The organism is Salicola sp. Rm-C-2C1-2, assembly GCF_040196175.1.
GTDB lineage: Bacteria > Pseudomonadota > Gammaproteobacteria > Pseudomonadales > Oleiphilaceae > Halospina.
Genome location: NZ_JBEFNF010000001.1, coordinates 1,107,535 through 1,122,603 on the forward strand (window position 1 = coordinate 1,107,535; position 15,069 = coordinate 1,122,603).

Here is a 15,069-nt window from a genome sequence, read left to right on the forward strand (position 1 = left end):
CAATCAATGCCTGAGGTTTCCTGAGCCGTGAGCCGTTTCTATCTTGCTGCTGAATGGGCGCCCCAAGGCGCCGTCCTGATGGCGTGGCCCCAGCCCGATTCTGACTGGACAACCCTGCTTGATCAGGCCGAGCCGGTTTTCACAGCAATCGCCAGGGCAATCCTTTCTGATCAAGACTTAATATTATGCGTCAAAAGTCAGCGACAGGCCTCTGATCTGAAAAAACATATAGTGACGAAAGAGGGTCGCGGGCAACTGTATACCGTTGTCGTGTCGACCAACGATACCTGGGCGCGGGACTTTGGTCCTCTGACCCTGACCGACGGCACAGAAACACGGTTACTGGATGCCACCTTCAACGGCTGGGGCAATAAATTCCTGTCCGAAAGGGATAATGAGGTCAACCGTGTTCTTCATCGTCAGGGCGCTTTCGGCACCCTGGCCATGGACAGCGATCCCATGGTGGTGGAAGGCGGTGCGATAGATACTGATGGCATGGGAACGCTTCTGGTCAACCGCCCCTGCATCATGAACCCAAACCGCGGCAACCCGGACCCCGTTGAGGAGCACATGACTCAATGGTTGCGCGAACGGCTGGGGGCTGCGCACATCCTCTGGCTGGGTCAAGGCTTCCTTGAGGGTGATGATACGGACGGTCACATTGATACCTTGGCACGCTTCGTCGACTACAGGCATATCGTCTACCAGAGCTGCAACGACCCGGAGGATGGCCACTACCCGAAGCTCCAGGCCATGGCAGGCGAGTTGGCAGCCCTTCACAGTGCCAGCGGCCAGCACTACCGCCTCACGCCCCTGCCCTGGCCGGACCCGATCCACGACGCTGAAGGCAATCGGCTTCCAGCCACCTATGCGAATTTCCTCATTACCAACCATTCCGTTCTGGTGCCACGCTATGAGTTGCCACAGGATGATGAAGCATGCCGTGTCCTGGCCGGCTGTTTCCCCGAGCGCCAAGTTCGGGGCATCCCGTGCCGCCCGCTGATCCAGCAGGGCGGCAGCCTTCATTGTCTCACTATGCAGTTACCACCGGGAGCCATTCCCAATGCGCCATAACCGCTCATTCACCGCCGCCGCCATTCAGCAGAGCTGCTGCACGGATCGGGAGACCAACCTGGCCCATTCCGCGCGCCTGATCGAAAATGCTGCGCAACGGGGGGCAGATCTGGTCGTGCTCCAGGAGCTTCACACCAGTCCCTACTTCTGCCAAGAGCAAGCCGTGAGTGTTTTCGACCGGGCGGAGCCCATCCCCGGACCCACCACCCGTTACCTGGGCGAGCTGGCTGCGGAACTGGGGGTGGTGATCGTAGGCTCGGTGTTCGAGAAGCGTATGGCGGGTGTACACCATAACACCGCAGTAGTACTGGACAGTGATGGCAGCCTGGCCGGCACTTACCGTAAGATGCATATTCCGGATGATCCCGGTTTTTATGAAAAATTCTATTTTACGCCCGGTGATGCCAGCCGGGATGCCTTCCGGCCCGTGGCGACAAGTCTCGGCTGGCTGGGTGTCATGGTCTGCTGGGATCAATGGTATCCAGAGGCTGCCCGGCTGATGGCGCTGGCTGGCGCCGAGGTTCTCATCTACCCCACTGCCATTGGCTGGGATCCGGCGGACGATCTGGATGAGCAGGCACGCCAGCTGGATGCCTGGGTTACCGTCCAGCGCGGCCACGCCATCGCCAACAATCTGCCCGTGATCGCGCCCAATCGGCATGGCTTTGAGGCGGCACCGGATGACGCCGGAGATGGTATCCAATTCTGGGGTAGCAGTTTCATCTGCGGCGGTCAGGGCGAATACCTGGCGCGCAGTGCTGGCGAGGGCGACGACGTCCTGCTGGCCTCAATCGATCCTGACCGAACCGATGCACTGCGCCGTATCTGGCCCTATCTGCGGGATCGGCGCGTGGATGCCTATGATCACCTGACCCGACGCGTGAGGGACTGATGCACAACGCCGACCTGCTCCAGCAAACCGCCGACCAGCTCAACCGGGTGCTGCTCGGCAAACGTGAACAGGTACGCCTCGCTCTGTGCTGCGTGCTGGCCCAGGGGCACCTGTTGATTGAGGACATCCCGGGCATGGGCAAGACGACCCTCTCCCATGCGCTGTCCGGAACGCTCGGCCTCAGCTACAACCGCATCCAGTTCACCAGCGATCTGATGCCCGCGGACCTGTTGGGCTTTTCCATGTACGACAAGGAAGCCGGTGACCTGGTCTTCCATCCAGGGCCAGTGTTTGCTCAGGTGATCTTGGCGGATGAAATCAACCGCGCCTCGCCGCGTACCCAGAGCGCCCTGCTTGAAGCCATGGAGGAGCGCCAGGTGTCCATTGAGGGCGAGACCCGGCCACTGCCCGACCCTTTCTTCGTGATCGCCACCCAGAACCCGCTCGACCAGCGTGGCACTTTCCCCCTGCCGGAAAGCCAGCTGGACCGCTTTCTCATGCGCCTGACTCTGGGCTATCCCGATGAACGCGCGGAACGCGAGCTGCTGATGGGGCGGGATCGGCGCCACATGACGGCCGAGCTGGCGCCCCTGCTTTCATCAGAGTCTCTCCAGCGCATGCAGGCACTGCTGCCAGAGATCGGCGCTTCCGACGCGCTTCTGGACTACATCCAGCGCATCCTGGCCTACAGCAGGGACATCCCCGGTGTTCTTTACGGGCTCTCGCCGAGGGCTGGCCTGGGCCTTCTGCGCGCCGCCCGCGCCTGGGCGCTGATGGAAGGCCGTGGCCATGTGCTTGCGGACGACGTTCAGGCCGTGCTGCCCAGTGTTGTAGAGCACCGCCTGGTGGATGACCACCACAACCGCCAGGAAATGCTCTCCCAGCGGATCCTGCGTGACGTGCCCGTAATCGTGTAGCGCCAGGCCCTGCCCCAGCGTTACCATGACCACCATTGATTGACACCGTTTTCCTGATAGAGGAACAGCATGAGCGACAGCAACCATCATCGCCTGATCATTCTGGGCTCCGGCCCCGCCGGCTACACGGCCGCCGTTTACGCCTCACGCGCCAACCTCAACCCGACGCTCATTACCGGCATCGAAGTGGGTGGCCAGCTCACAACCACCACCGATGTCGAAAACTGGCCCGGTGATGTGGACGGTCTGCAGGGTCCCGACCTCATGGAGCGCATGAAAACGCACGCTGAGCGCTTCAACACTCAGCTGGTGTACGACCACATCAACGCGGCCGACCTCAGTCAGCGCCCCTTCACGCTGACCGGCGACTCCGGCACCTACACCTGTGACGCCCTGATTATCGCCACCGGTGCCAGCGCCATGTACCTGGGCCTGGAATCCGAAGAGAAATTCATGGGCCAGGGTGTCAGCGCTTGCGCCACCTGTGACGGCTTTTTCTACCGCAATCAGGACGTAGCCGTGATCGGCGGCGGCAATACCGCTGTGGAAGAGGCGCTCTATCTCTCCAACATCGCCCGCTCCGTGACGCTGGTGCACCGTCGTGACGAGCTGCGCGCCGAGAAGATCCTGCAGGATAAGCTGTTCTCCAGGGACAACGTCAGCACCATCTGGGATCACACTCTGGATGAAGTACTGGGCGATGCCACAGGTGTTACCGGCGCACGGCTGAAAGACAAGCATTCGGGTAAGACTCAGGACCTCAACGTCGCTGGCGTCTTCATTGCCATCGGCCATAAGCCCAACACCGACCTCTTTGAAGGCCAGCTCGACATGAGCGGCGGCTATATCAATATCCGCAGCGGTCTTGAGGGCATGGCAACCGAAACCAGTGTGGCCGGCGTCTTCGCTTCCGGCGATGTGGCCGACCATGTCTACCGTCAGGCTGTCACCTCAGCGGGTTTCGGCTGCATGGCAGCACTGGATGCCGAAAAATACCTGGACGGCCTCGCCTGATCGCCGCCTATGTCCGCGCTCCCCTGGCTGGACACCCGCTCCCATTGGTTCCCCGACCCGGAAACCGCCCTGGATGAACCAGACGGGCTCCTGGCAATCGGGGGCGACCTGCATCCGGAGCGACTGGTCCAGGCCTACAGCTGGGGGATCTTTCCCTGGTTCTCGGATGATCAGCCCATTCTCTGGTGGTCTCCCAACCCGCGCTGCGTTCTTTTCCCTTCGCGCGTGCATATTTCCCGAAGCCTGCGCCGTCGCCTTAACCGCGATGACCTGCGCATCACAGCCGACTGTGCCTTTGAGGAGGTAATCCGCAACTGCGGGGCTCTGCGAGAGGAAGGCACCTGGATCACCGGCGATATGGAAGCGGCCTACAGCCATCTTCACGAACTCGGTCATGCTCATTCCTTTGAAGCCTGGAACACAGAGGGCGACCTCGTGGGTGGCCTATATGGCGTCGCGATCGGCCGATGTTTCTTTGGCGAGTCCATGTTCAGCCGCGAACGCGATGCCTCCAAAGTGGTGTTCGTCCACGTTGCCCGCCAGCTCGAAAGCTGGGGCTATGCGCTGATGGACTGCCAGGTGGAGAACGGCCATCTGATGAGTCTGGGCGCTGAACGGATTTCACGCCGGCAATTTTTGACTATACTTAAACAGAACGTGAATCGTCGCGCCGGGCACGATTGGCAGATGGACTGGTTCTGGGGCCGGGAGCCGGAGGCATGAGCAGTCTCAACACACTTATTTTTTTCGCCACTCCGGAACACCCGTGCAGTTACCTGACCGACCGTCAGGCAACAACCATGTTCGTGGATCCACGCGCCCAGGTAGACCGCAACCTCTATACGCAGCTTACGGAGCTGGGCTTCCGACGCAGCGGTTCCCACTACTATCGCCCCCACTGCCGCGGCTGCAATGCCTGCATTCCTGTACGCATCCCTGTGGCCCGCTTCCAACCGGATCGTTCCCAACGCCGTGTACGTCGTGACAACCGGGATCTGACCCTGATCCAGACTCCGGTGCGCTTCGACGAGGAAATCTACGAACTCTACGAACGCTACATTGTCGAGCGCCATCACGACGGGGATATGTACCCGCCCAGCAGGGAACAGTTCACCTCTTTTCTGATCGAGGGCAGCATCGATGGGTTCTTCCTGGAGATGCGGCGCGAGGGCCGGTTGATTGCGGTGGCAGTGGTGGATGTGCTTGATACCGGTTTTTCCGCCATTTATACGTTTTTTGAACCCGGCGAGGAAAAACGCAGCCTGGGAACCTTTGCCATTCTGTGGCAGATTCAGGAAGCCCACAGGCTGGGTCTGCGGCATCTGTATCTGGGCTACTGGATCCGCCAGTGTCGCAAGATGAACTACAAGACCCGCTTTCGCCCTCTGGAACAGCTGATCAGTGGCCGCTGGACTGAACTGATCAGCAGTGACGGCGCACACCAGGATTCATCCAACTGATTTGGCAATGAACGCAAATTAAGGCAGAATTGCGATCCTCTGCCCTGGCACAGGCGCGTGTCTTGATTCTGCCGGGTGCATACCAGCATTTCATCACAGTACGGAGAAGCAACTGAATGGCAAAGTCCGATGCCGTTGAAATGGAAGGCGTAATCGTCGACACCCTTCCCAACACCATGTTCCGTGTGGAGCTTGAGAACGGGCATACCGTTACCGCCCACATCTCGGGGAAGATGCGAAAGAATTACATCCGCATCCTGACCGGCGATAAGGTCAAGGTAGAGCTGACCCCCTATGACCTGAGCAAGGGCCGGATCACTTACCGCTACCGCTAGCCCTTTTTTTCGGGCGCACCCGCTGCGGTTTCTGTCCGACATTAAAAAAACCCCGCCATCCAGTGGATGGCGGGGTTTTTCATTATGGTGCTACTGTTACTCGACGGGTTCAGCCGGCTCCTCTGTCTCAAATTCGAAGGCGATATCATCGTCCTTAACCGTGATCGAGACATCGCCGCCGCTCTTGGACAGGCGTCCAAACAGGATCTCGTCCGCCAAACCTTTCTTGATCTTCTCCTGAATCAGGCGGCCCATGGGACGTGCACCCATGTTCTCATCGTAGCCGTGCTGAGCCAGCCAGAGCTTGGCTTCATCGTCCACGTGCAACACGACCTGCTTTTCGTCAAGCTGCGCCTGCAGCTCCGTGAGGAACTTGTCGACCACATGCGAGATGATTTCCGGACTGAGCGAGCGGAACTGAATGATGCCATCCAGGCGATTGCGGAACTCCGGCGTAAAGGTCTTATTGATGATCTCCATACCGTCGCTGCTGTGGTCCTGATTGGCAAAACCGATGGAGCGCTTGGTCAGTACTTCCGCGCCCGCATTGGTCGTCATCACCAGGATCACATGGCGGAAGTCCGCCTTGCGCCCGTTGTTATCCGTGAGCGTCCCGTGGTCCATGACCTGCAGCAACAGGTTGAACACTTCCGGGTGCGCCTTCTCAATCTCATCCAACAGCAGAACGCAGTGTGGGTGCTTGTTCACGTTCTCGGTAAGCAGCCCGCCCTGATCATAGCCTACGTAGCCCGGGGGCGCCCCGATCAGGCGTGACACTGTGTGTCGCTCCATGTACTCGGACATATCAAAGCGCACGAGCTCAATGCCCAGCAGGTTGGCCATTTGACGCGTCACTTCAGTCTTGCCAACACCCGTGGGGCCCGCAAACATGAAAGCCCCCTCCGGCTTCTCTGGTGCCTTAAGCCCGGCGCGTGCCAACTTGATGGCGGTGGAAAGCGACTCAATGGCCTCATCCTGCCCGAAGACCGTCATCTTCAGGTCGCGCTCAATGTTGCGCAGCACATCCTTATCCGACGTCGAGACGTTCTTCGGCGGAATACGAGCGATCGAAGCCACAATATCCTCAATGATGGTCTCGTTGATGACCTTGCGGCGTCTCGACACTGGCAGCAGCTGCTGACGCGCGCCCGCTTCGTCGATCACATCAATCGCCTTGTCCGGCAGGTGACGGTCTGTGATATAGCGCCCCGCCAGCTCGGCCGCACTGCGCAGCGCCTTGTCGGTGTACTTGAGCTCGTGATGTTTTTCGAAGTGACTCTTGAGGCCCTTGAGGATGCGGTGGGTGTCCTCAACACTGGGTTCATTCACATCGATCTTCTGGAAACGCCGCGCCAGAGCGCTGTCCTTCTCAAAGATACCGCGAAACTCAGAGAAGGTCGTAGAGCCGATGCAGCGTATCTCACCGGAACCGAGCATGGGCTTGAGCAGATTCGAAGCATCCATTACCCCACCCGAGGCCGATCCGGCACCAATGATGGTGTGGATCTCGTCAATGAACAGGATGGCGTGTTCGCGCTTTTTCAGCTCCGCCAGCAGTGCCTTGAGACGCTTCTCAAAATCACCCCGGTATTTGGTGCCGGCCAGAAGCGCTCCCAGATCCAGCGAGAACACCTCGGCGTTGTTGATTACGCCGGGCACGTCGCCATCCACGATCTTCTTGGCCAGACCCTCGGCAATAGCGGTCTTGCCCACGCCGGCCTCACCCACCAGCAGCGGATTGTTCTTGCGTCGGCGCACCAGAGTCTGGACCGTCCTCTCAACTTCGTACTCGCGCCCGATCAGTGGGTCAATGTGGCCCTGAGTCGCACGTTCATTCAGGTTCTGGGCATAAGCTTCCAGCGGATTGGAGCTGGTACCCTCTTCCGCGCTTTCATCCTGCTGCATTGAATCCGACTCCGAGCCCTCTTCTTTCTCATCCGGCCCTGACACTTTGGAAATGCCATGGGAAATGAAGTTGACCACGTCAATTCGGGCGATGTTCTGCTTCTTGAGCACAAAAACCGCCTGGCTCTCCTGTTCGCTGAAGATAGCCACCAGCACGTTGGCGCCGGTAACCTCTTTTTTGCCGGACGATTGCACGTGGAAAACAGCCCGCTGCAGAACACGCTGAAAACCCAGCGTTGGCTGCGTTTCGCGCTCCGTGTCATTTGAGGGAATCAGCGGCGTCGTGGAATCCACGAAATCGTTGAGTTCCTCGCGCAGTCGCGGCAGGTCGGCCCCGCAGGCTTTGAGCACGCGCACTGCCGATTCGTTATCGAGCAATGCCAGCAACAGATGCTCAACGGTCATGAACTCATGACGCTTATCACGCGCGTTGCGAAATGCCTCGTTGAGGGTCAATTCGAGGTCTTTACTGAGCATGGGCCACCCCGGTTTCAGTCAGCTCGTTCAATCTCACACAGCAGCGGATGATCATGCTCGGAAGCATATTGATTCACCTGAGCCGCTTTCGTTTCCGCTATGTCCCGAGTATAGACGCCACAGACTGCTTTGCCCTGTGTATGTACCGCCAGCATGATCTGTGTCGCCTTTTCCTCCGGCATGGCGAAGAAAGTCATCAGAACCTCAACGACGAAATCCATCGGCGTGTAGTCGTCGTTCATAAGCACCACCTTGTACATCGAGGGATGCTTGACCTCCGGTTTTTCCGTTTCAACGGCAGTGCCGTCGTCCTGGCCCGGATCCCCTTCTTCGCCATCTTGGTTCCATACTAGTAGAGCCTGATCCATCTTTACGAACCTGTCTTCAATCATAATGTATCGCCATGTGCGGATTCTCACCCATGCTCATGATCATTTGCGCAGATTTTATCACGTTAATCCCGCACGACACCCGTACGGATCACGCTCGACCATTCCTCAAAACCAATTTACGTCTGTTGACTCTGATGGATTTTTGGTCAACAGTCTCACCAACAATTTTTACAAGGCGTTACATTCAATCACCCGCTGTAGTCGGAGAGCGTTACGGGGCGTCAACTCCGGGTGCCAGGCGGGCGGCAGTCAAGGAACCTCTGCGAGCAAGGAGGAGGCGATGCATCAGGGCAAGGTCAAGTGGTTCAACAATGCCAAGGGCTACGGCTTCATTATTGAGGAAGGGGAAAGCGAGGATCTGTTCGTTCACTTCTCCTCCATCCAGATGGAAGGCTACAAGACCCTCAAGGCGGGTCAGCGCGTGGAATTTGAAAAACAGCCCAGCGCCAAGGGCATTCATGCAGTGAACATCATCCCCCATGAAACGACTTCGCGGCGGAAGGAAGCCAGTGACCCAGCTGCGTCACCGCAGGAGCCCAATGATACCGATAATGGTGAGTCCCGGTCCCAGCAGCCGGAGTCGCGACACGAGACAGCCTGAACCTGTCCGCTGTCGGCCGCCACTTCCCTTCCACTGCTCAAGGCCCTAGAGTCTGACTCCGAAGTCCAAGACCGGAGGTTACCTGATGCAGTGGAAACCCAATGCAACCGTTGCCGTTGTGGTGCCGGACGGCGAACGGCTCCTTATGGTTGAGGAACACAGTGAAGGCGCTGTGGTCATCAACCAACCGGCCGGCCACATTGAGGAGGGCGAATCCATACTCGAAGCCGCCCGGCGTGAAGCCCTTGAAGAAACCGGCTACCCGGTAACTCTCAACGCCTTTCTGGGAGTTTATGTTTTCCGATCCCCGCATAATGGCATCACCTATCATCGTTACGCCTTTATCGGCGATGCCGGCTCCCGTGAAACCCACGCACTGGACGAAGGCATCATCGCCGCACACTGGTTTACCCGCGGCGAGCTGGAAGCCCGGCACGATCAGCTGCGCAGTCCTTTAGTTACCAAATGCATCGATGACTATCGGCATGGCCGCCACTTCCCGTTGGATCTCATTCACGAGATCGACCTGAAGTGACGCACCCGCACCAATACATTACAATAGGCTCTCTATGAACGATGTGCTCAATACCGGTAACGATGCCGCCCCACGCGTCATCGTCGGCCTGTCCGGCGGTGTCGACTCCTCCGTGGCAGCCCTGCTCCTGAAACAGCAGGGCTACCGCGTTGAAGGGCTGTTTATGAAAAACTGGGACGAGGCGGACGGTACTGAACACTGCACAATCATGGAGGATCTTGCGGACGCACAGGCCGTGGCCGGGTGCATCGGAATTCCACTGTACACGGTCAGTTTCTCGGGCGAATACTGGGATCACGTATTCGAGCACTTTCTGGCCGAATACAGCGCCGGGCGTACACCCAATCCGGACATCCTGTGCAACAAGGAGATCAAGTTCCGGGCATTTCTGGATCACGCAGTGACGCTGGGCGCCGATTACATTGCCACCGGCCACTATGCACGCCGCCGGCTTGTGGGTGACGGCTCCCAGGCGCAGCTGCTGCGCGGCCAAGATGCCAACAAGGATCAGAGCTACTTCCTGCACGCAGTGGCTGGTGAACGGCTGGCGCGTACTCTGTTTCCGCTCGGAGACATGGATAAGGCCGAGGTGCGCCGGATCGCAGAGGAAGCCGGCCTGGTCACCCATGATAAAAAGGACAGCACCGGCATCTGTTTCATCGGTGAGCGTCGTTTCAGTGATTTTCTCAAGACGTACCTGCCGGCCCAGCCGGGTGACATTCAAACCCCGGAGGGCGACGTGATCGGGCGTCATCAGGGGCTGATGTACCACACGATCGGTCAGCGTCAGGGCCTCGGAATCGGAGGTCTTTCCGGTTACAGCACCGACCCCTGGTACGTGGCGGACAAGGACCTGGACCGCAACGTCCTGATTGCCGTCCAGGGTGGCCACCATCCTTTGCTTTACCGCCAGGGCCTGTACACAGACCACATTGACTGGGTCACCGGAGAACCTGAATTGCCATTGCGCTGTTTTGCAAAGAACCGATACCGCCAGCCGGACCAGAGTTGCATTCTGGAGGCGGCCGGTAACGGTTATCGTGTGCTTTATGACGAACCCCAACGTGCTGTCACGCCCGGCCAGTCGGTCGTCTTCTATCAGGGCGAGGTCTGCCTGGGGGGCGGAGTCATCGAACGAACCTTCATGGACAAAACGGGTTCTCCGGGGGAATCCATCCCCATGCAGGGGCAGACCGCGTGAGCGCCAGCCTGCGCGACCAGACCCTCGCCCTGGCTGGCATATTCCAGGCTGCCAGCCTGGTCCATGAGACCGCGACCAAGGGCCAGTGCCAGCAGGAGCCGCTGGAAACCACCATCCAGTCCCTTTTCCAGACGGACCCCAGCAATACCCTTGATGTTTACGGCGACCTGTATGGCCTGCGCGAAGGGCTCAAGACCCTGAGTCGAGCCATGAGCGAGCAACCCGCCGGCCAGGACGCACAGATCCTGCGCTACAGCCTCAGCCTGGTTCAGCTTGAGGCACGTCTTCGCAACCAGAAGGATATGATGGACACCGTCGGTGAACGCATTGAACAGGCCCGGCGCAGCGTTGAGCATTTCGGCGCTACGCACACGAACGTTCTGCGCAACCTTGCCAGCATCTACCAGGACACTCTGGGCACCTTCCGCATCAAAATCAACGTGAATGGTCACCGCCAATACCTTGAAATTGAAGAAAACGCGGCCCGAATCCGAGCTTGTCTGCTGGCCGGCATCCGCTCTGCCGTCCTCTGGCGTCAACTCGGTGGCCGGCGCTGGCAGCTGATCTTCCGACGCAAGCGCCACGTTGCCATCGCCGACGGCATCCTTCACGACCTCAACTGAGCGCCTGCCTGCATCCCACCTGGTCATGTATAATGAGCGTCCTTAACCATTGATGAGAGGCTTGTCTTCATGGATCTGAACGCCCTGACGGCGATCTCGCCCGTTGACGGACGTTACGCCAGCAAAGTGGCACCGCTGCGCGAAATCGTCAGCGAGTACGGACTCATCCGCGCCCGCGTCACGGTGGAAGTCCGCTGGCTCCAGCACCTGGCCGCCCAGCAGGCCATCCCCGAGGTACCCGCCTTTTCTGAGGCTGCCGCCCGTTTTCTGGACAACCTGGTGACCGGTTTCAGTCTGGAAGACGCCGAGACTATTAAGGCCACCGAGCGCACGACCAATCATGACGTCAAGGCGGTGGAGTACTTCATCAAAGAACGCATCGCCTCGGTCAGTGACTCGCTGCCGGAGCTGACAGAGGTTTCCGAGTTCGTCCACTTTGCATGCACCTCCGAGGACATCAATAACCTCTCTCACGCATTGATGCTGCGCGAAGCACTCGATACCCAGATGCTGCCGGCGATGAACGAACTCCTGGAGCAACTTCAGAGCATGGCCGAGGACCTGGCGGAACAGCCCATGCTCGCTCGCACCCATGGCCAGACGGCGTCGCCCACCACAGTCGGCAAGGAGCTGGCGAACAGCGCCTACCGCCTTGCGCGCCAGCGTGAACAGTTGAGCAACGCCGTGCTCATGGGCAAGATGAACGGCGCGGTAGGCAACTATAATGCGCACCTGTGCGCCTACCCGGAAGTGGACTGGGAAGACCTGAGCCGGCGCTTCGTGGAAGAACTCGGGCTGAGCTGGAACCCTTATACTACCCAGATCGAGCCCCATGACTGCATGGCGGAACTTTTCAACGTCCTGAGCCGCTTCAACACTGCCCTGATCGACCTGGATCGTGATCTGTGGGGGTACATTTCTCTGGGCTATTTCAAACAGCGCACCGTGGCCGGCGAAATCGGCTCCTCAACCATGCCGCACAAGGTCAACCCGATCGACTTCGAAAACTCGGAGGGCAATCTCGGGCTGGCCAATGCCATCTTCGACCACCTTGCCGCCAAGCTGCCCATCTCCCGCTGGCAACGCGATCTGACCGATTCCACAGTATTACGTAACCTGGGCGTGGGCGTGGCACACAGCCTGATCGCCTGGCAGGCCAGCCTCAAAGGTCTTTCCAAGCTCGAAGTGAATCCACAGCGTCTGGATGAAGACCTTCAGCAGGCGTGGGAAATCCTGGCCGAACCCATTCAGACTCTGATGCGGCGCTATCGGGTTGAGAACCCGTACGAGAGGCTCAAAGAACTGACCCGCGGTAAAGCCATGACGCCGGACGTAATCCATGCCTTCATCGATAGCCTGGACATCCCGGAAGCGGCCCGCGATCAGCTGCGCACCCTGACGCCAGCAACCTACACAGGCAACGCGGCAGAACAGGCAAAGGCCATCCGCGAGCGCTCCCCGAACTGAGACCCGACACCTACGACCTGGAACTGCTATGTCCGTACTCGGCGAAACCAGTATCGAAACCTTTCTCTGCGATTACTGGCAGAAGAAGCCACTGATCATCCGCAACGCCTTCCCGGGAATTGAGTCCCCGGTATCGGTAGACGAGCTGGCGGGCCTTGCCTGCGAGGAAGCGGTCGAATCCCGACTCGTATTCGAGCAGGAAAACAGCAAGCCCTGGCAACTCCATAACGGACCGTTCCAGGAGTCTTACCTGCAGTCATTGCCTGACAGGGACTGGACGCTGCTGGTCCAGGGGTTGGATCACTGGGTGCCCGAGGCTGCGGAGTACCTCGAATACTTCCGCTTCGTCCCCAACTGGCGCCTGGACGACATCATGGCCAGCTTTGCGCCCGTTGGCGGCAGCGTGGGCCCGCATTTCGACCGCTACGACGTCTTCCTGCTCCAGACCATTGGTCAGCGCCGCTGGAAAATCGGAGGTGTGCATGACGACAGCTCGCCCCGCGTAGAAGGGTCATCACTGCATATCCTGGCGGACTTCGAGACCCAGGAGGAAGCGGTTCTGAACCCGGGAGACATGCTCTATCTACCCCCAGGGGTGGCGCATTGGGGCATCGCGGAGAACGACTGCATGACGCTGTCCATCGGCTTCCGCACGCCCAGTCATGCCGATGTAGTGACCGGAGTCGCGGACTTCGTGGCCGACAGCCCTGAACTCGACCGCCAGCTTGAGGACCCAGAGCCGGCAATACAGGATAACCCTGGGCGAATCACTGAAAGGCAGATCAATGAGTTACGCTCAATTCTCGAAAATGCGCTCAAAGATCCTGACGCCATTGCCAGCTGGTTCGGCCAGGCTATGACCGAGCCTAAGCACGCTGGCATCGTGGAACCCCCGGACGATCCTCTGGATACCGAAACGCTTCAGACCCTGGTCAGCGACGGTACCCCTCTGGTCTGGAATGAAGGCAGCCGCTTCAGCTTCCACGACCTGCCCGAAGACGGTGGCCGACTGCTTTTCGTGGATGGCCAGAGATTTCGGCTCACTGGAAAAGCCACGGCCATTGCCGATGTACTGTGTGCTGGCCGTCATCCAGACATGAATGCTCTCACCAGCTATCTTCAGGAAACCGCACTCGCAGAGCTTGTGGTCTCCCTGGTCAACCAGGGCAGCCTGTATCCCGAGGATGAAGATGAGAGCGGGGAGGACGATGAGGCATGAGGATCCAGGCACACCCTGCTGGCTCTCTGCCTGAAGCCGCCATAAGCCTGCGACGCCGCGTATTCACCGCGGAACAACAGGTCCCCGAGGAGTTGGAATGGGATGACGTGGACGCCAGTGCGGTACACTACCTGGTCCATGACGATGACGATGAGCCCATCGCAACGGCACGCCTCTATGAAACCGCCGCCGGCTGGGGCGGCATTGGCCGCATGGCAGTATCCGCCAGAGCCCGTAGCGAGGGTGTTGGAACACGCCTTCTGAGCCGCATGCTTGAGGATGGTCTTACGAGCTGGAATCGGTTTACCCTCAGCGCTCAGGAACCTGCGGTTGATTTCTACCGTCGGCTGGGTTTCTACGTGGTTTCTGACAGATACATGGACGCCGGCATTCCCCACCGGCGCATGAACTGCACGGCGCCATCTCTGGTCACCCAGCAGCAAGCGGAAACCCGGTGCCCCTTCCTGCTGGCCTCCGACACCACCAGCTGGCAGCTCAGCGCCAATGGTGATCAGCTGGAAGCGCTGCTTGCCATGGCGGAGCAGGCGACCCGACGTCTCTGGATCTACGATACGACGCTCAGCCACACGCTCTACGACGACAGCACGCTGCAACAGGCAGTGTCGCAGCTGGCCCGGCGTAGCCGCCATAGTGATATCCGTTTTCTCATCCACGACGACACGCCACTGGTCAAACGCCGCCACAGTCTGGTGCAACTGATGCGCCGTCTGCCAAGCCGCACGGCTCTCAGGCTGGTCAACACCAGCTACTCCCACGGTACCCGCCCGGTCATCCTTGTGGACGACAGCGGCGTTATCAGTCGGCATGACTTCGACTCTGCGGAAGGTTTTGCTAACGCTTCGGCACCAAGACGACTGCGCCCCTTTGTTCAGGAATTTGAGCGCGCGTGGGAATACGGCTTCAGTTCACTGGAACTGCGTGAGCTGCCACTGTGAA

Annotated in this window: 16 protein-coding genes; 14 read left to right on the forward strand and 2 right to left on the reverse strand. The window is 59.2% G+C overall.

Annotated features, from left to right (window positions below):
• The first annotated feature begins 27 nt into the window (after positions 1–27).
• The 7 genes from AAF659_RS05060 (at position 28) to infA (ending at position 5,692) form a co-directional block, all read left to right on the forward strand.
• The gene (locus AAF659_RS05060) at positions 28–1,074 is read left to right on the forward strand and encodes an agmatine deiminase family protein (protein ID WP_349750598.1); all 1,047 of its coding nucleotides are present in this window, start codon (positions 28–30) and stop codon (positions 1,072–1,074) included.
• The gene (locus AAF659_RS05065) at positions 1,064–1,966 is read left to right on the forward strand and encodes a carbon-nitrogen hydrolase (RefSeq protein ID WP_349750599.1); all 903 of its coding nucleotides are present in this window, start codon (positions 1,064–1,066) and stop codon (positions 1,964–1,966) included. The genes AAF659_RS05060 and AAF659_RS05065 overlap by 11 nt, the downstream gene beginning before the upstream one ends.
• Positions 1,966–2,883: an AAA family ATPase gene (locus AAF659_RS05070; RefSeq protein WP_349750601.1), complete on the forward strand. Its 918-nt coding sequence runs from the start codon at positions 1,966–1,968 to the stop codon at positions 2,881–2,883. Before AAF659_RS05065 ends, AAF659_RS05070 begins: the two co-directional genes overlap by 1 nt.
• A 69-nt stretch (positions 2,884–2,952) precedes the next feature.
• Positions 2,953–3,897, forward strand: coding sequence for a thioredoxin-disulfide reductase (gene trxB / locus AAF659_RS05075; RefSeq protein WP_349750603.1), 945 nt, complete (start codon positions 2,953–2,955; stop codon positions 3,895–3,897).
• 9 nt (positions 3,898–3,906) lie between these two features.
• A complete protein-coding gene (gene aat, locus AAF659_RS05080) occupies positions 3,907–4,620 on the forward strand; it encodes a leucyl/phenylalanyl-tRNA--protein transferase (RefSeq protein ID WP_349750604.1) in 714 nt (237 codons plus the stop codon).
• Positions 4,617–5,357 (forward strand): arginyltransferase, encoded by a 741-nt coding sequence (locus AAF659_RS05085; RefSeq protein WP_349750605.1) that lies wholly within the window; start codon positions 4,617–4,619, stop codon positions 5,355–5,357. The genes aat and AAF659_RS05085 overlap by 4 nt, the downstream gene beginning before the upstream one ends.
• Before the next feature lie 116 nt (positions 5,358–5,473).
• Positions 5,474–5,692: a translation initiation factor IF-1 gene (infA, locus tag AAF659_RS05090; protein ID WP_077531475.1), complete on the forward strand. Its 219-nt coding sequence runs from the start codon at positions 5,474–5,476 to the stop codon at positions 5,690–5,692.
• 96 nt (positions 5,693–5,788) lie between these two features.
• Here infA and clpA read toward each other — a convergent pair whose 3' ends face one another.
• Both clpA and clpS read right to left on the reverse strand, forming a co-directional pair.
• Positions 5,789–8,074, reverse strand: a complete 2,286-nt coding sequence (gene clpA, locus AAF659_RS05095) for an ATP-dependent Clp protease ATP-binding subunit ClpA (protein WP_349750606.1) — start codon at positions 8,072–8,074, stop codon at positions 5,789–5,791.
• A 14-nt stretch (positions 8,075–8,088) separates the two neighbouring features.
• Complete coding sequence (gene clpS, locus AAF659_RS05100; protein ID WP_502949197.1) at positions 8,089–8,442, reverse strand: ATP-dependent Clp protease adapter ClpS; 354 nt, start codon at positions 8,440–8,442, stop codon at positions 8,089–8,091.
• Between the two features lie 304 nt (positions 8,443–8,746).
• On the opposite strand from clpS, the gene AAF659_RS05105 reads away from it, so the two are divergent.
• The 7 genes from AAF659_RS05105 (at position 8,747) to AAF659_RS05135 (ending at position 15,068) form a co-directional block, all read left to right on the forward strand.
• Complete coding sequence (locus tag AAF659_RS05105; RefSeq protein ID WP_349750608.1) at positions 8,747–9,067, forward strand: cold shock domain-containing protein; 321 nt, start codon at positions 8,747–8,749, stop codon at positions 9,065–9,067.
• Between the two features lie 85 nt (positions 9,068–9,152).
• Positions 9,153–9,602 (forward strand): NUDIX hydrolase, encoded by a 450-nt coding sequence (locus AAF659_RS05110; protein WP_349750609.1) that lies wholly within the window; start codon positions 9,153–9,155, stop codon positions 9,600–9,602.
• A 34-nt stretch (positions 9,603–9,636) separates the two neighbouring features.
• Positions 9,637–10,803, forward strand: coding sequence for a tRNA 2-thiouridine(34) synthase MnmA (gene mnmA, locus AAF659_RS05115; protein WP_349750610.1), 1,167 nt, complete (start codon positions 9,637–9,639; stop codon positions 10,801–10,803).
• Positions 10,800–11,426: a high frequency lysogenization protein HflD gene (hflD, locus tag AAF659_RS05120; RefSeq protein WP_349750611.1), complete on the forward strand. Its 627-nt coding sequence runs from the start codon at positions 10,800–10,802 to the stop codon at positions 11,424–11,426. Before mnmA ends, hflD begins: the two co-directional genes overlap by 4 nt.
• A 69-nt stretch (positions 11,427–11,495) precedes the next feature.
• Positions 11,496–12,893 (forward strand): adenylosuccinate lyase, encoded by a 1,398-nt coding sequence (purB, locus tag AAF659_RS05125; protein ID WP_349750612.1) that lies wholly within the window; start codon positions 11,496–11,498, stop codon positions 12,891–12,893.
• Between the two features lie 28 nt (positions 12,894–12,921).
• The gene (locus tag AAF659_RS05130; protein ID WP_349750613.1) at positions 12,922–14,112 is read left to right on the forward strand and encodes a JmjC domain-containing protein; all 1,191 of its coding nucleotides are present in this window, start codon (positions 12,922–12,924) and stop codon (positions 14,110–14,112) included.
• Positions 14,109–15,068, forward strand: a complete 960-nt coding sequence (locus tag AAF659_RS05135) for a GNAT family N-acetyltransferase (protein WP_349750614.1) — start codon at positions 14,109–14,111, stop codon at positions 15,066–15,068. Before AAF659_RS05130 ends, AAF659_RS05135 begins: the two co-directional genes overlap by 4 nt.
• Position 15,069 lies beyond the last annotated feature (1 nt).

Coding starts and splice junctions, on each gene's coding strand:
- AAF659_RS05065 (WP_349750599.1), top strand. CDS start 1,064: ATGCGCCATAACCGCTCATTCACCGCCGCCGCCATTCAGCAGAGCTGC.
- AAF659_RS05070 (WP_349750601.1), top strand. CDS start 1,966: ATGCACAACGCCGACCTGCTCCAGCAAACCGCCGACCAGCTCAACCGG.
- trxB (WP_349750603.1), top strand. CDS start 2,953: ATGAGCGACAGCAACCATCATCGCCTGATCATTCTGGGCTCCGGCCCC.
- aat (WP_349750604.1), top strand. CDS start 3,907: ATGTCCGCGCTCCCCTGGCTGGACACCCGCTCCCATTGGTTCCCCGAC.
- AAF659_RS05085 (WP_349750605.1), top strand. CDS start 4,617: ATGAGCAGTCTCAACACACTTATTTTTTTCGCCACTCCGGAACACCCG.
- infA (WP_077531475.1), top strand. CDS start 5,474: ATGGCAAAGTCCGATGCCGTTGAAATGGAAGGCGTAATCGTCGACACC.
- clpA (WP_349750606.1), bottom strand. CDS start 8,074: ATGCTCAGTAAAGACCTCGAATTGACCCTCAACGAGGCATTTCGCAAC.
- clpS (WP_502949197.1), bottom strand. CDS start 8,442: ATGGATCAGGCTCTACTAGTATGGAACCAAGATGGCGAAGAAGGGGAT.
- AAF659_RS05105 (WP_349750608.1), top strand. CDS start 8,747: ATGCATCAGGGCAAGGTCAAGTGGTTCAACAATGCCAAGGGCTACGGC.
- AAF659_RS05110 (WP_349750609.1), top strand. CDS start 9,153: ATGCAGTGGAAACCCAATGCAACCGTTGCCGTTGTGGTGCCGGACGGC.
- mnmA (WP_349750610.1), top strand. CDS start 9,637: ATGAACGATGTGCTCAATACCGGTAACGATGCCGCCCCACGCGTCATC.
- purB (WP_349750612.1), top strand. CDS start 11,496: ATGGATCTGAACGCCCTGACGGCGATCTCGCCCGTTGACGGACGTTAC.
- AAF659_RS05130 (WP_349750613.1), top strand. CDS start 12,922: ATGTCCGTACTCGGCGAAACCAGTATCGAAACCTTTCTCTGCGATTAC.
- AAF659_RS05135 (WP_349750614.1), top strand. CDS start 14,109: ATGAGGATCCAGGCACACCCTGCTGGCTCTCTGCCTGAAGCCGCCATA.